15 protein-coding genes are annotated in these 12,554 nt (G+C 71.1%); 4 read left to right on the forward strand and 11 right to left on the reverse strand.

Translation table 11 applies throughout. The annotated features are described in order from the left end of the window. Nucleotides 1–54 precede the first annotated feature (54 nt). The 7 genes from pth to lgt all read right to left on the reverse strand — a co-directional run bounded on the left by pth (nucleotide 55) and on the right by lgt (nucleotide 6,355). The gene (gene pth / locus ACFSC0_RS11970) at nucleotides 55–672 is read right to left on the reverse strand and encodes an aminoacyl-tRNA hydrolase (RefSeq protein WP_377283931.1); all 618 of its coding nucleotides are present in this window, start codon (nucleotides 670–672) and stop codon (nucleotides 55–57) included. 30 nt (nucleotides 673–702) lie between these two features. After that, complete coding sequence (locus ACFSC0_RS11975) at nucleotides 703–1,326, reverse strand: 50S ribosomal protein L25/general stress protein Ctc (protein WP_377283930.1); 624 nt, start codon at nucleotides 1,324–1,326, stop codon at nucleotides 703–705. Nucleotides 1,327–1,463: 137 nt separating this feature from the next. Further along, nucleotides 1,464–2,510 carry a hypothetical protein gene (locus ACFSC0_RS11980; RefSeq protein ID WP_377283929.1) on the reverse strand — a complete coding sequence of 349 codons (1,047 nt, stop codon included), beginning with the start codon at nucleotides 2,508–2,510 and terminating at the stop codon, nucleotides 1,464–1,466. 139 nt (nucleotides 2,511–2,649) lie between these two features. Then, nucleotides 2,650–3,582 (reverse strand): ribose-phosphate pyrophosphokinase, encoded by a 933-nt coding sequence (locus ACFSC0_RS11985; RefSeq protein ID WP_377283928.1) that lies wholly within the window; start codon nucleotides 3,580–3,582, stop codon nucleotides 2,650–2,652. 63 nt (nucleotides 3,583–3,645) lie between these two features. Continuing rightward, nucleotides 3,646–4,416 carry a peptidoglycan editing factor PgeF gene (gene pgeF, locus ACFSC0_RS11990; RefSeq protein ID WP_377283927.1) on the reverse strand — a complete coding sequence of 257 codons (771 nt, stop codon included), beginning with the start codon at nucleotides 4,414–4,416 and terminating at the stop codon, nucleotides 3,646–3,648. After that, on the reverse strand, nucleotides 4,413–5,477 hold the full coding sequence (locus ACFSC0_RS11995) for a class I SAM-dependent methyltransferase (RefSeq protein ID WP_377283926.1): 1,065 nt from the start codon (nucleotides 5,475–5,477) through the stop codon (nucleotides 4,413–4,415). Before ACFSC0_RS11995 ends, pgeF begins: the two co-directional genes overlap by 4 nt. Beyond that, a complete protein-coding gene (gene lgt / locus ACFSC0_RS12000; protein ID WP_377283925.1) occupies nucleotides 5,474–6,355 on the reverse strand; it encodes a prolipoprotein diacylglyceryl transferase in 882 nt (293 codons plus the stop codon). Before lgt ends, ACFSC0_RS11995 begins: the two co-directional genes overlap by 4 nt. Nucleotides 6,356–6,475: 120 nt before the next feature. Here lgt and ACFSC0_RS12005 point away from each other — a divergent pair, with 120 nt between their 5' ends. The 3 genes from ACFSC0_RS12005 to proC all read left to right on the forward strand — a co-directional run bounded on the left by ACFSC0_RS12005 (nucleotide 6,476) and on the right by proC (nucleotide 8,382). After that, entirely contained in the window at nucleotides 6,476–6,709 is a 234-nt protein-coding gene (locus tag ACFSC0_RS12005; RefSeq protein WP_377283924.1) for an accessory factor UbiK family protein, read from the forward strand. Between the two features lie 132 nt (nucleotides 6,710–6,841). Then, entirely contained in the window at nucleotides 6,842–7,345 is a 504-nt protein-coding gene (locus tag ACFSC0_RS12010) for a type III secretion system chaperone family protein (protein ID WP_377283923.1), read from the forward strand. Nucleotides 7,346–7,584: 239 nt separating this feature from the next. Beyond that, nucleotides 7,585–8,382 carry a pyrroline-5-carboxylate reductase gene (proC, locus tag ACFSC0_RS12015; protein ID WP_377283922.1) on the forward strand — a complete coding sequence of 266 codons (798 nt, stop codon included), beginning with the start codon at nucleotides 7,585–7,587 and terminating at the stop codon, nucleotides 8,380–8,382. 15 nt (nucleotides 8,383–8,397) lie between these two features. Here the strand turns inward: proC and ACFSC0_RS12020 are convergent, their stop codons facing one another. Together ACFSC0_RS12020 and ACFSC0_RS12025 are read right to left on the reverse strand one after the other, a co-directional pair. Further along, the gene (locus ACFSC0_RS12020; protein WP_377283921.1) at nucleotides 8,398–9,744 is read right to left on the reverse strand and encodes an ATP-binding protein; all 1,347 of its coding nucleotides are present in this window, start codon (nucleotides 9,742–9,744) and stop codon (nucleotides 8,398–8,400) included. Then, nucleotides 9,744–10,454: a response regulator gene (locus ACFSC0_RS12025; RefSeq protein ID WP_377283920.1), complete on the reverse strand. Its 711-nt coding sequence runs from the start codon at nucleotides 10,452–10,454 to the stop codon at nucleotides 9,744–9,746. The genes ACFSC0_RS12020 and ACFSC0_RS12025 overlap by 1 nt, the downstream gene beginning before the upstream one ends. Nucleotides 10,455–10,582: 128 nt before the next feature. Here ACFSC0_RS12025 and ACFSC0_RS12030 point away from each other — a divergent pair, with 128 nt between their 5' ends. Further along, nucleotides 10,583–11,470: a branched-chain amino acid aminotransferase gene (locus tag ACFSC0_RS12030; protein WP_377283919.1), complete on the forward strand. Its 888-nt coding sequence runs from the start codon at nucleotides 10,583–10,585 to the stop codon at nucleotides 11,468–11,470. A gap of 43 nt (nucleotides 11,471–11,513) precedes the next feature. Here the strand turns inward: ACFSC0_RS12030 and ACFSC0_RS12035 are convergent, their stop codons facing one another. Continuing rightward, complete coding sequence (locus ACFSC0_RS12035; RefSeq protein WP_377283918.1) at nucleotides 11,514–11,930, reverse strand: DUF4870 family protein; 417 nt, start codon at nucleotides 11,928–11,930, stop codon at nucleotides 11,514–11,516. A 228-nt stretch (nucleotides 11,931–12,158) separates the two neighbouring features. Continuing rightward, nucleotides 12,159–12,506, reverse strand: coding sequence for a dihydroneopterin aldolase (gene folB / locus ACFSC0_RS12040; RefSeq protein WP_377355148.1), 348 nt, complete (start codon nucleotides 12,504–12,506; stop codon nucleotides 12,159–12,161). Nucleotides 12,507–12,554 lie beyond the last annotated feature (48 nt).

Genomic DNA, 12,554 nt, shown 5'->3' on the forward strand with positions numbered 1-12,554 from the left:
GCCTTCCCCCACGCAACCGACGGCAGGCATTTGCAGCCAAGCCTGGACGGCTCGTCAATCCCCGCGGGCGGCCTTGCGCGGGTCGGCCTTGTCGGCGGGGGCCAGGCGCATGACCTCGGCCTGGTACTTCTCGTCCTCGCCCATGGCCAGCAGGGGGGCGGCGTCGGCGCAGGCGCGGCACAGGTCCTCGACCCAGGGCAGCTCGACCTTGTGGAAGTCCGACAGCACGTGGCCGTGGACCAGCTCCTTGTGCCCGGGGTGGCCGGTGCCCAGGCGGGCCCGGCGGAAATCCTGGCCGACCTGGGCGGCGATGGAGCGCACGCCGTTGTTCCCCGCCGCCCCGCCGCCGGTCTTCATCCGGAAGCGGCCGGGGGCGAGGTCGATCTCGTCGTAGAAGACGACGAGGTCCTTGGGCTGCAGCTTGAAGAACTTCAGCGCCTCGCCGACCGCGCGGCCGCTCTCGTTGTAGTAGGTCTGCGGCTTCAGGATCAGCGTGCGCACCGGGCCCTGCGGCGTCTCGATGACGCCTTCGCAGGCCAGGCTCTGGAAGCGCTGGCGCTCGGCGCCGAAACGCCAGCGCCGGGCGATCTCGTCGACCGCCCGGAAGCCGATGTTGTGCCGGTTGCCGGCGTACCGCGGGCCGGGATTGCCCAGCCCTGCGAGGATCAGCATGTCGCCCCCCGGAGGAAGGCGGCTTAAGGCTTAGTCTTCCGAGCCTTCGGCCGCTTCGCCTTCGGCGCCTTCGGCGGTCTCTTCCTCCACCGCGGCGCTCGCGCCGGTGACGGTGGCGACCACGAAGTCACGGTCCATGGTGGTGGAGACGCCTTCCGGCAGCTGGAAGGCCGAGATGCGGATGGTGTCGCCGATCTCCAGGCCGGTCAGGTCGAAGACCAGCTCTTCGGGGATGCGGTCGGCCGGGCAGAGCAGCTCGACGTCGTGACGCACGACGTTGAGGGTGCCGCCGCGCTTGATGCCGGGGGCCTCGTCGGCGTTCTTGAAGTGCACCGGCACGGCGATCTTGATCTGCTGGTGCGCGTCGACCCGGTAGAGGTCGAAGTGCCACGGCTCGTCGGTGACCGGGTGCATCTGCACGTCCTTGGCGATGACCGACTGCGTCTCACCGCCGTGCTTCAGGGTCACCAGGTGGCCGAGCAGCTTGCCGGTGTAGAGCGCCTTGCGGAACTCGTTCGCGCGGACGGCGATGGGCACCGGCTGCTTGTCGCCGCCATAGAGCACGCCCGGCACCTTGCCGTCGCGGCGCGCGGCGCGCGCGCCGCCGGTTCCCGTGCGTTCGCGCACTTCAACGTTCAATACGATCTCGGCCATGGCCTCGCCTCAAAACGAAACCGCCGCGCAAGAGCCGCGCGGCGTTGGTCCGGGCCCCTTGGGGCTCGAAAGGTGCGGCTAGATACACGAGGGCTGCGCCCGTTGCAACGGGCGCCGCGCCTCATGTGATCAAGCTGTTACGGAGCCGTCGACGCCTGCGAGGCGACCACCGCCGGCTGGGCGGGGGAGGGCAGCTGGCCGGCGATCTTCAGCGGCTGGGTGTTGACGTCGACCGGCTCGGCCGCGCCCGCCCCGCGCACCAGGCAGCGGCCGGTGTCCATCAGCGCGTGCTGTCCCAGGCAGAAGACATCCTCGTAGTGCGGCTTGGAGACGGCCAGGCACTGGTAGAGGTTGAGCTTGGACATCGACAGGCAGGAGCTGGAGCCCGGGTCGGCCAGGATGGCGTTGGCGTGGCTGAGGTACTCCTCGCTGCCGTAGCCGAGCGCGGCCAGGGCGGCGACGGCCAGGCTGCGCACCACCACCGGGCTGTAGGGCGGGCTGGCGGGCTCGGCCGTCAGGGCGATCGGGGCGGCGCCGACGGCGGCCTGCTGCAGGCGCAGCGTCTCGGCCGCATCCCCGGCCAGCGGCGTGATCGAAAGGTTCTTCATCTCGGCCAGCCGGGCCGGACGGTTCGGCACCTCGGCCTTGGACCAGGCGCTGCGCTGGACGTCGTAGGCGGCCATCTTCACGGCCTTGCCGGTGGCGTAGAGCTGGCGGCCCTCGCCGCCCAGGGCGGCCACGACTAGGCCCGCGGCGCTGTTCGCGCCGGGCATCGACAGGACGTAGGTCGGATCCTTCATGATCGCATAGGCCACCTCGGTCCGCCGCTGGGCGTCGGCCGCGTGGGTGCGCACGCCGGAGACGAAGGCCTGGTCCTGCAGGGCGGCGATCGCGCCATAGGCCATGGCGCCCTTCAGCAGCTGCTGCGGCTCGTAGGCCGAGCCGACCTTCAGCGCCTGCTGCACCTGCAGCCCGTCGGCGAAGCTGGCCGAAATGGCCGTGGCGCGCTGCATGTAGAGGCGGTAGGCGCTGGCCTGCTCGATCAGCTGGGGCGCCAGCGAGACCGGCGGCGGCGGGGGCGGCGGCGGCGGGGGCGGCGGCTCGGAGGCGCATCCGGCCAGGAGCGCAGTGAGGGCGACCGCGGCGCCGGCGATCGCCGCGCGAACCTTGGGCGTAAGCGTCATGAGGGGCCTTCCCCGAGTACAAGAGGGAGTTGAGTAGGCGTGCGTGCTGGCGAGATTGTGTCTCGGCATCGTTAACGCATGTTCACCAACCCGGCCCTTCTGGCCGGATCAACAGCCCGGCCACTGTAGCGGGATTGGACTAGTCGAACAGCTTGGAAACCGACTCTTCGTTGGCGATGCGGCGGATAGCCTCGCCGATCAGGGGCGCGCAGCTCACCACCCGGATCTTGCCGTCGACCGCCCGGTCGGCGGCGTCGATGGAGTCGGTGATCACCAGCTCCTTCAGGACCGAATCGCGCACCCGCTGCACGGCCGCGCCCGACAGCACCCCGTGGGTGACGTAGGCCGAGACCTCCACGGCGCCGGCGTCGATCAGCGACTTGGCGGCGCTGCACAGGGTGCCGGCCGAATCGACGATGTCGTCGAACATGATCAGCCGCCGGCCGGACACGTCGCCGATGATGTTGGCGACCTCGCTCTTGCCGGGCCCCGAACGGCGCTTGTCGACGATCGCCAGGTCGGCGTTCAGCCGGCTGGCCAGCGCCAGGGCGCGGACCACCCCGCCCACGTCCGGCGAGACGATCAGCAGGTCGGACGGCTTTTCGTAGTGGCGCTTGATGTCCTCGGCCAGCAGCGGGGCGGCCAGCAGGTTGTCGGTGGGGATGTCGAAGAAGCCCTGGATCTGGCCGGAGTGCAGATCCATCGTCAGCACCCGGTCGGCGCCGGCGCGGGTGATCAGGTTGGACACCAGCTTGGCCGAGATCGGGGTGCGGCCGCCGGTCTTCCGGTCCTGCCGGGCGTAGCCGAAGTAGGGCAGCACGGCGGTGATCCGCTTGGCCGACGCGCGCTTCAGCGCGTCGATGCAGATCAGCAGCTCCATGAGGTTGTCGTTGGCCGGGTAGCTGGTCGACTGGAGAACGAAGACGTCCTCGCCGCGGACGTTCTCGTCGATGGTCACCCAGACCTCGTTGTCCGGGAACCGCTTCACCTGGGCCCGCGTGAGCGGAAGGTCGAGATGGTCGGCCACGGACTGGGCGAGCTGTGGGTTGGAATTGCCGGCCAGCAGCTTCATCGGGCCCCCGTCGTCGTCGCCGTTCGCGCGGGCTTGTAGCAGGCGCGCGGGCGGGAGCAAGCCTCAGGTCAGCGCAATCGCCGACAGCAGCCGGCCGAAGTCGGGCTCCCCGCGCTTGAAGGCCCGGCGGTTGGAGAAGAACCGCTCCTCGTCCGGCACGGTGTCGTGGCCGGTCCAGGCGCAGGTCGTCACGCCGGCGGCGCGCAGCCGCGAGAGCACGAAGCTTGGCAGGTCGAAGAGCCGCTTGTCGGGGCCCGCGCCGGGACGGAAGAAGACCTCGTAGCCGGCGTCCTTGGCGGTGAAGCTGGTCAGGAAGTCCAGACCGACCTCGTAGGAGGCCGGGCCGATGCAGGGGCCGACGGCTGCGACGATCCGCCCCGGTTCAGCCCCAAGCTCGACCATCCGCGCGACCGCCGCCTCGGCGATTCCGGCCAGGGCGCCGCGCCAGCCGGCGTGGGCGGCCGCCACCACGCCGGCCTGCGGGTCGGCCATCAGGATCGGCGCGCAGTCGGCGGCCAGCGCGCCGCAGATCACGCCCCTGGCGCGGGTCACGACCGCATCGCCCTCGGGCCGCATGTCGCCGAACGCGTGCTCGGCGATCAGGGCGTTGGCGGAATGGATCTGGTAGCAGGTGGAGAGCGCCTCGGACGGCAGGGCGAAGTGCTCGGCGGCGCGCCGGCGGTTCTCGGCCACGTCCGCCGGATCGTCGGACGAGCCCAGGCCGACGTTGAGGCTCTCGTAGATCCCTTTCGAGACCCCGCCCTGGCGGGTGAAGAAGGCGTGGCGGACGCCCGGCAGGTTCAGCAGCGGCGAGGTGATGGGGGAGAGGGTCATGCCGCCTCCTGGAACGCGGGAACCGCCCAGCCGGGCGAGGCGATGGCGGCGGCCTTGAAGAGCTCGCCCATGCCTTCGGGCGAGGCGAGCCGGTCGCGCTGGCGGGCGATCTCGTCCGCCCGGTCGGGACGGGACCTGGCCAGCGCGGCGGCGCGATGGTCCAGCCCCAGGCGGCGCAGAAACTCGCCCTGGGTGAGGACGTGGGCCGCAGAGCCCGCCTGCCGCGCCGCCGCCAGCACGGCGGGGAAGTCGGCGTGCACCGTCAGGTCCGCGCCTCCGGGGCAGGCGAGGGCGGGCTGCTTCCGGTGCCGCTTCAGCGCCTGCAGCGTATCGCCGAACTCCGGCCGGTCGCGGCCATAGTCGATCAGCAACCCCACGCCGCCGTCCCGGGCGATGCGCTCGCCGATCTCGGCTCCGAGGGCCTCCTGGGCGAGGGAGCGCTCGAAGATGGCGCCCTCCGGGGCCGCCTCGGGTCCCGCGCCGGGCGACGGCGTCAGGCCGAACGCGAGGCGGCCGTCGGCGTCCAGGCCGACCAGCCGCTCGGCCCAGCCCTGCGGCGTCATCACGTACTGCCGCGCCGGCAGGCAATCGAGGAGCTCGTTGGCCACGAGCAGCAGCGGCGCGCCGCCCGGCACGTCGGCCAGCGCGCCCGCCCACTTGGGGACAACGGCCGCGCCTTCCAGGCGGCGCGCCTGGGCCTCGCGAAGCGGCGCGGAGACTTCCACCAGCCACAGGTCCGCCGCGGCGGCGAACTCGGGCGCGAGGCGGGCGAGCCGCAGGATGTCGCTCATCAGCGTCCCGTCGCCGGGGCCCATCTCCACCAGCCGGAACGGCGCGGGGCGGCCGAGCCGCTCCCAGCACGCCACCAGCCAGGCGCCGACCAGCTCGCCGAACATCTGGCTGACCAGGGGCGCGGTGATGAAGTCGCCGTCGGCGCCCAGCGCCGGGCGCGTGGCGTAGTAGCCGTCCTGCGGGTCGTGCAGGCAGGCGGTCATGTATTGGGCGATGGTCATCGGACCGCCCGCCCGGATCTGCGCCGCCAGCCGCTGCGCCAGGCTCATGAGGCGGCGGAGGGGGCGGGGCTCGCCGCGGGTTCGGCGGGAACCGGCTCCTTCAGGCCGCGCCAGATCAGCCAGGCGCCGACCAGCAGCATCGGCATGGAGAGGATCATGCCCATGGTCAGGCCCAGCGGCATCTCCGGCATGTAGGCGTCGGGTTCGCGCACCGTCTCGACGGCGATCCGCACAAGGCCGTAGCTGACCAGGAAGATGCCGGCGACCACGCCCCGCCGGTTCAGCAGCTTGTGGGGGCCGTGCGTCGCCCAGCGGACGATCAGGAACACCAGCACGCCCTCCAGCGCGGCCGCATAGAGCTGGCTCGGGTGCCGCGGCACGCCCTCCGGGTCGTTCGGGAAGATCATGCCCCACGGGAGTTCGGTCGGCCGGCCCCAGAGTTCGCCGTTGATGAAGTTGGCGATGCGTCCGAAGAACTGGCCGATCGGCTGGGCGGCGGCCACCAGGTCGGCCAGCCGGTAGAGGTCGACCTTGGCGCGCAGCGAGAAGGCGATCATCGCCACGGTGACGCCCAGCACGCCGCCGTGGAAGCTCATGCCCCCGTTCCAGACGCGGACGATCTCCATCGGGTCGGTGAAGATGATGTCCGGCGTGTAGAAGAAGACGTGGCCCAGCCGGCCGCCGACGATGATCCCGAGGGTGATCCACAGCACCAGGTCGTCGATCTGGATGTCGGTGGCGGGCGGGCCCCGGCGCTCCCAGAGCCTGGGGTTGCGCACGATCGTCACCACGTAGCGCCAGCCCAGCAGGATGCCGGCCACATAGGCCAGCGCGTACCAGCGGATCGGGAAGGGCCCGATCTGCAGGTCGCCCAGGGAAAAGCCCGGGATCTGGAAGATGACGGGATCGATCTCAGGGAACGGCAATGGCCTGCGTCTCCTCGCCCACGCTTTGCGCCGGTTTAGACGCAAAGCCCTTCGCATTCCTACCCTTCCGTCCCATATAGGAACATGCGAGGCGGCCCCACGCCCCGCCAGAGTGACGAGATGCAGACCCAGAACCCCTTCCTCGACGAGATGGCCAAGCTGACCACGGCCGCGATGGGCATGGCCCAGGCCGCCAGCGAGGAGGCCAAGGCCGCGTTCCGCGCCCAGGCCGACCGGATGGCCGCCGAGCTCGACCTCGTGCGCCGCGACGAGTTCGACGCCCTCAAGGCCGAGATCGCCGCGCTGCGCGCCGAACTGGCGGCCCTGAAGGGCCAGGGCGCCGCGCAGGACTAATTCACAGCTTACGGCTCGCCCGCGACGCGAAGGCCCTGACGGGCGGCTTGCGAACCAGACTAGTCTCAACTTCGGACGGCGATTCGGGAGCCATCCCTTTGCTCGCGCCGGCCTGAAAGGACCCAGGGTCTCATGGACACCCAGCGCCCCGACGAAGACATCCTCATCGGTCCGGATCCGCTCGACGTGGTCGAGCATGTGCTCTCCGCCGAGAACCTGCAGTTCGACCGCACGGAAGACGGCGACCTCGCCTTCTGCCTGACCGGCGACTGGAAGGACTATGAGTTGTGGTTCGCCTGGCGGCCGGAGGCCGACTGCCTGCAGCTGTGCCTATCGGTGGACCTGAAGGCCGACCCGGCCCGCCGCGCCGAATATTTCGAGCTGATCTCGATCATCAACCAGCGCCTGTGGATGGGCCACTTCGAGGTGTGGGACGACGGCGAGATCGTCTTCCGCCACGCCATGACCCTGATGACCGGCGAGCAGCCCTCGCTGGCCCAGGCCGCGGGCATGATCGACGTCGCCGTCGAGGCCGCCGATCGCTTCTACCCCGCCTTCGACTTCATGGTCCGCGGCGCCCGCTCCCCCGCCGAAGCCATGGCCGCCTGCATGTTCGAGACGATGGGCGAGGCCTGAGCATATCCGTTCGGCGGTGACGGCCGCTTCTACGAACAATCCTCGTCATCCCGGACGGCCTGCTAGGCCGATCCGGGACCCAGGCCCCGCGCCCGGTGTTGCTGGGTCCCGGCTCTCCAGCCCGCTGTTGCGGGCTTGCGGCCGGGATGACGGTGGGCATTAGCCCTCGCGCCTCGGCCCCACTCGCCCGCCGCCGCATGATCTTCTACGGTCCGCGCGAATTCGCGGAGCGGACCTTCATGACCACCCCTATCCTGATGCTGGGCGCCGGCCGGCTCGGCGGCGCGCTGATCGAGGGCTGGCGGCGCACGGGCGCCTTTTCTCCTGCCGACCTGATGATCCGCGACCCGCAGCCGAGCCCGGCCGCGGAGGACGCCGCGCGGGGCGGCGCCTGGCTCAACCCCGAGGACGGGGATCTGGCGCGGGCCAAGACCGTGCTGATGGCGGTCAAGCCGCAGATCTGGCGCGAGGCCGCTGCCGAGGTGACGCCGTGGCTGGCCTCCAATGCGGTGATCGTCTCGGTGGCCGCGGGCGTGGCCACCGCGGACCTCTCCGTCGAGTTCGGCAAGCGGCCGGTGGCGCGGGTTATGCCGACCACGGCGGCGGCCATCGCCCGCTGCACCGCCAGCATCTTCTCCGCCGATCCCGAGGCGTTCGCCCGGGCGCACGCGCTGTTCGAGCCCCTGGGCGCGGTGGTCGATTTGGCCGACGAGCGGCTGATGCATGCGGCGACGGCGGTGTCGGGCTCGTCGCCCGCCTACCTCTACGCCTTCGTCGAGGCGCTGGAGGCGGCGGGCGAGGCGGTGGGGTTGGGGCCTGAGGAGTCGCGGAAGCTGGCCCGGGCGACGCTCACCGGCGCTGCGGCGCTGCTCGCCGAGACGGGCGCCGATCCGGCCGAGCTGCGCAAACAGGTGACCTCGCCGGGGGGCACGACCGCGGCGGCGCTGGAGGTGCTGACGGGCGAGGGCGGATTGGGGCCGCTGCTGCGCGAGGCGGTGGTGGCGGCGACGCGGCGGTCGAAGGAGCTGGGGGCCTAGTTCCTCGAACTCGGCTCATCCCGGCAGCCGCACCACGGCCCGGAGGCCCCCCAGCGGCGAGGGGCCCAGCTCCACGTCGCCGCCGTGGCCGCGGGCGACGTCGCGCGCGATGGCCAGGCCCAGGCCGACCCCCTTCTCGTTCTGGTTCCGGGCCTCGTCGAGGCGGGAGAAGGCCTTGAAGGCCTCCTCGTAGCGGTCCGGCGGGATGCCCGGACCGTCGTCGTCCACCACGATCTCGACGCCGCCGGCCGGACGGTGGCGGGCGGCGACCTCCACGTGCTCGCCGTGGACGGCGGCGTTCATGACCAGGTTGGAGAGGGCGCGCTTCAGCGCGCTGGGCCGCACCTCGGCGGTGAGGCCGGGGTCGGCGGCGACGCGGACCTGGGCGCCGGCCCGGACGGCGCCTTCGCTGACCTCGTCGATCAGGGTGCGCAGCTGCACGGTCTCGACCGCCTCGCCGCCCTCGCCGCGGGCGAAGGCGAGGTACTCGTCGATCATGTGCTCCATCTCGGCCAGGTCGCGCTTCATCTCGGCCGTGCGGCTGTTGGGCTCGGCCAGAGCCAGCTCGAGCTTCAGCCGGGTGAGCGGCGTGCGCAGGTCGTGGCTGACCGAGGCCAGGAGGGCCGTGCGCTGGTCGATGTGCCGCTGGATGCGGCTCTTCATGGCCAGGAAGGCGTGGGCCGCCTTGCGCACCTCGCGCGCGCCGTGCGGCTTGAAGGCCACCTCGTCGGCCCCCCGCCCAAAGGCGTCGGCGGCGTCGGCCAGCCGCTCGATGGCCCGCACCTGATTGCGGATGAACAGGATGGCGATCGCGGTCAGCAGGATGGTCGCGACGATCATCCAGAGCAGGAAGATGTGGCCCTGGGTGGCGTAGGCGCGATCCCTCGGCGCCAGGATGCGCAGCACGCCCTCGTCCACCTGCACCCGGATGTCGACGTAGGCCGGGTAGCGGGTGGTGTCGAACCAGAAGGGGGCGTCGAGCCGCTCCGACAGGGCCCGTTCGATCGACCGGTCCAGGACCGCGAACAGCGCGTGCCGCCGCCGCTCGGGCAGGGTGCGGCCTGGCTGCAGGGCGATGGAGAGGGAGAGGGACTCCTCGGCGCGCGTGGAGAGGCGGGCGAAGGCGGCGGGGCTGGGATCGTCCTGGTAGCTCTCCACCGCCCAGGCGATGTCGCCGGCCAGGCCCTCGGAGAGGCGGCTGGTCACCGTGTTCCAGTGGGCGTCGAAGAAGACGAAGGTGACGGCCACCTGCATCAGCGCCACCGGCAGGATGATGATCAGCAGCGAGCGGCCGAACAGGCTGGTGGGCAGCCGCCGCTTGATCCAGCGGGCCAGGATCCGGGCGGTCAGGCGCGAGCGCATCAGTCCGGCGCCAGCATGTAGCCGACCCCGCGCACCGTCTGCAGGTAGCGCGGCGTCTTGGGATCGGCCTCGATCTTGCGGCGAAGGCGGGTGACCTGCACGTCCACGGCCCGGCCGGAGGGATCGACGGTGTCCCTGGCCAACTCCAGCCGGTCCACCGGCTCGTGCGGCGAGCGGGCCAGGGTGCGCAGCAGCTGCTGCTCGCCCTCGGTCAGACGGACGAGCTCTCCATCGCAAGTCAGTTCGCTGCGGGCGAGGTCGAATTGGCAGCGGCCGAGCGACAGGGGGCCCCGCGGCGCCGGCCGGTCGCCCGAGCGGCGCAGGATGGCGTGGATGCGGAGCAGCAGCTCCTCCGGCTCGAACGGCTTGGGCAGGTAGTCGTCGGCGCCAAGCTTCAGCCCCTCGATGCGGTCCTCGGGCAGGCCCCGGGCGGTCAGCATCAGCACGGGCGTGCGGCCCGCCGGCCCGCTGCGCTCGCGCAGCCAGCGGGTGAGGGAGAATCCGTCCTCGCCCGGCATCATCACGTCGAAGACGGCCAGGTCGAAGTCCAGGGTCTCCATCAGCTTGCGGGCCGCCGCCCCGCCAGAGGCGGTGGTCACCCGATAGCCCTCGCGCGCCAGGTACTGCTTGAGCAGCTCGCGGATGCGGTCGTCGTCGTCCACGACGATCAGGTGGCGGCGGGCTTTGCGATCGACTTCGGCCAGGCTCATGAACCGCTTAGATAGCCCGATTGCGCGCGGCCCGCGACGGTTGCGGCGGTTGGGCGCGGCGCGCCTATTCCTTTGCCAGCGCCGCTCCAGGCTGTAAGTGAACCTCGCTGAAAGGAGGCTTCCCCCTCATGTCTATGGTTCCCTTCGACGATCGCGACGGTTGGATCTGGCTGGACGGCCAGTTCGTGCCCTGGCGCGAGGCGAAGGTGCACGTACTGACCCACGGCCTGCACTACGCCTCGGCCGTGTTCGAGGGCGAGCGGATGTACGGCGGCGAGATCTACAAGCTGCGCGAGCACACCGAGCGGCTGTTCTTCTCGGCCCGGCAGCTGGACTTCGAGATCCCCTATACCGTCGAGGAGATCGACCGCGCCTGCATCGACGCCTGCGCGAAGAACGGCCTCACCGACGCCTACATCCGGCCGATCGCCTGGCGCGGTTCGGAGATGATCGGCGTGTCGGCCCAGAACACCACCGTCCACGTCGCCGTCGCGGTGTGGGACTGGCCCAGCTACTTCTCGCCGGAAGAGAAGGCCAAGGGCATCCGGCTGACCTGGGCCAAGTACAAGCGGCCCTCGCCGGAGACCGAGCCGGTCCACGCCAAGGCCACCGGCCTCTACATGATCTGCACCATCTCCAAGCACGCGGCGGAGAAGGACGGCTACACCGACGCGATGATGCTCGACTACCGCGGCTACATCGCCGAGAGCACCGGCTCGAACGTCTTCTTCGTCAAGGACGGAGTGCTGCACACCCCCACCCCCGACTGCTTCCTGAACGGCATCACCCGCCAGTCGGTGATCGCGCTCGCCAGGCAGAAGGGGATCGAGGTCGTCGAGCGCCACATCAAGCCGGAGGAGTTGTCGACCTTCTCCGAGTGCTTCGTGGTGGGCACCGCGGCCGAGGTGACGCCGGTCTCGGAGATCGGCGAGTTCCGCTTCAAGCCGGGGACCCTCTCGCTGTCGCTGATGGACGACTACGCCCGCCTCGTGCGGCGCGAGCTGGAGCCCGCGTAATGTAGACCTCCCCCTCCGCACGCGGAGGGAGAGGTCTTGTTTCTCACAGCAGCCAGGTCTCGGGCTTGGGGTAGGGCTGGTTCTGCACGGCGTAGACCAGGCCGACGACCGAGCGCACCACGAACCAGATGCCGACCAGGGCCAGGAACAGCCCGGCCAGCGCCATGATCGGGATGCCGATCAGGATGATCGACAGGATGGCGCCGACGCCCATCGCCGCGCCGCCGACCAGCAGGCCGAGCACGGTGATCCAGAAGGTGCGGATCAGGAACTGGTAGTGGCTGCGCACGAACCAGCTGGCGTTGTCCTTCCCGGCGTGGGCGATGATGACGCCGATGATCGGCGTGAGGCCGCCCGTCACCATCCCGCCGAGATAGAGCGCGTAGGCGACGATCGGCAGGGTGCGCTCGTCGGCGGCGCCGGCCGCCGGGGGCGGCGGAAGTTGGGTGTGGTCGGTCATGGCCCTCTCCTGGAAGCTCATGGCCTTGATGTGGTCGCTTTTGGCCCGGGCGCCACTTTAAATCGCGTTCATGTTACGCAGCTCCAGACCTCTCCCCCCTGCGGAGCGGGGGGAGAGGGTAGGGTGAGGGGGGACTCTCCGGGTGCGCCGTCGTCCGTCGCTTCGTGCCGGGCGCGGCTTGCAGCCGCGCGCCCCTCACCCAACCCTCTCCCTGTAGCGGGGAGAGGCCTACTCCTTCACCAGCGTCAGCTCGACGCCGGCGGCTTCCGCGTCGGGGGCGAGGGCGTGGGGCTTTTCCACGCGGACGCGGGCGGCGGTCACGCGGGGATCGGCGAGGCAGGCCCGGGCCAGGCGCTCGGCGAAGGTCTCGACGAGGTCGATGTGGCCTTCGGCGGCGATCGCCTTGGCGGCCTTCACGATCTTCTCGTAGTTGACCACGTCGCCCAGGCCCTGGGCGCCGGCGACGGGGGCGTCCAGCTCCACGTCGATCACCAGCGGCTGGGTGCGGCCGAGCTCGTGGGCGTAGGCGCCGATCTCGATGTCGAGCCTCAGGCCCCGGACGAAGACCTTGCTCATGACCGCCCGGACCTCGGGTTCAGGCGCCGCGGGCTCGTGCGGAAGCGG

This window comes from Phenylobacterium terrae, from assembly GCF_042681205.1.
In the GTDB taxonomy this organism is placed as follows: Bacteria; Pseudomonadota; Alphaproteobacteria; order Caulobacterales; family Caulobacteraceae; genus Phenylobacterium; species Phenylobacterium terrae.

What these genes read in the sequence shown, in the direction of transcription:
- pth (WP_377283931.1), bottom strand. Translation starts at nt 672, where the DNA reads ATGCTGATCCTCGCAGGGCTGGGCAATCCCGGCCCGCGGTACGCCGGC.
- ACFSC0_RS11975 (WP_377283930.1), bottom strand. Translation starts at nt 1,326, where the DNA reads ATGGCCGAGATCGTATTGAACGTTGAAGTGCGCGAACGCACGGGAACC.
- ACFSC0_RS11980 (WP_377283929.1), bottom strand. Translation starts at nt 2,510, where the DNA reads ATGACGCTTACGCCCAAGGTTCGCGCGGCGATCGCCGGCGCCGCGGTC.
- ACFSC0_RS11985 (WP_377283928.1), bottom strand. Translation starts at nt 3,582, where the DNA reads ATGAAGCTGCTGGCCGGCAATTCCAACCCACAGCTCGCCCAGTCCGTG.
- pgeF (WP_377283927.1), bottom strand. Translation starts at nt 4,416, where the DNA reads ATGACCCTCTCCCCCATCACCTCGCCGCTGCTGAACCTGCCGGGCGTC.
- ACFSC0_RS11995 (WP_377283926.1), bottom strand. Translation starts at nt 5,477, where the DNA reads ATGAGCCTGGCGCAGCGGCTGGCGGCGCAGATCCGGGCGGGCGGTCCG.
- ACFSC0_RS12005 (WP_377283924.1), top strand. Translation starts at nt 6,476, where the DNA reads ATGCAGACCCAGAACCCCTTCCTCGACGAGATGGCCAAGCTGACCACG.
- ACFSC0_RS12010 (WP_377283923.1), top strand. Translation starts at nt 6,842, where the DNA reads ATGGACACCCAGCGCCCCGACGAAGACATCCTCATCGGTCCGGATCCG.
- proC (WP_377283922.1), top strand. Translation starts at nt 7,585, where the DNA reads ATGACCACCCCTATCCTGATGCTGGGCGCCGGCCGGCTCGGCGGCGCG.
- ACFSC0_RS12020 (WP_377283921.1), bottom strand. Translation starts at nt 9,744, where the DNA reads ATGCGCTCGCGCCTGACCGCCCGGATCCTGGCCCGCTGGATCAAGCGG.
- ACFSC0_RS12025 (WP_377283920.1), bottom strand. Translation starts at nt 10,454, where the DNA reads ATGAGCCTGGCCGAAGTCGATCGCAAAGCCCGCCGCCACCTGATCGTC.
- ACFSC0_RS12030 (WP_377283919.1), top strand. Translation starts at nt 10,583, where the DNA reads ATGTCTATGGTTCCCTTCGACGATCGCGACGGTTGGATCTGGCTGGAC.
- ACFSC0_RS12035 (WP_377283918.1), bottom strand. Translation starts at nt 11,930, where the DNA reads ATGACCGACCACACCCAACTTCCGCCGCCCCCGGCGGCCGGCGCCGCC.
- folB (WP_377355148.1), bottom strand. Translation starts at nt 12,506, where the DNA reads ATGAGCAAGGTCTTCGTCCGGGGCCTGAGGCTCGACATCGAGATCGGC.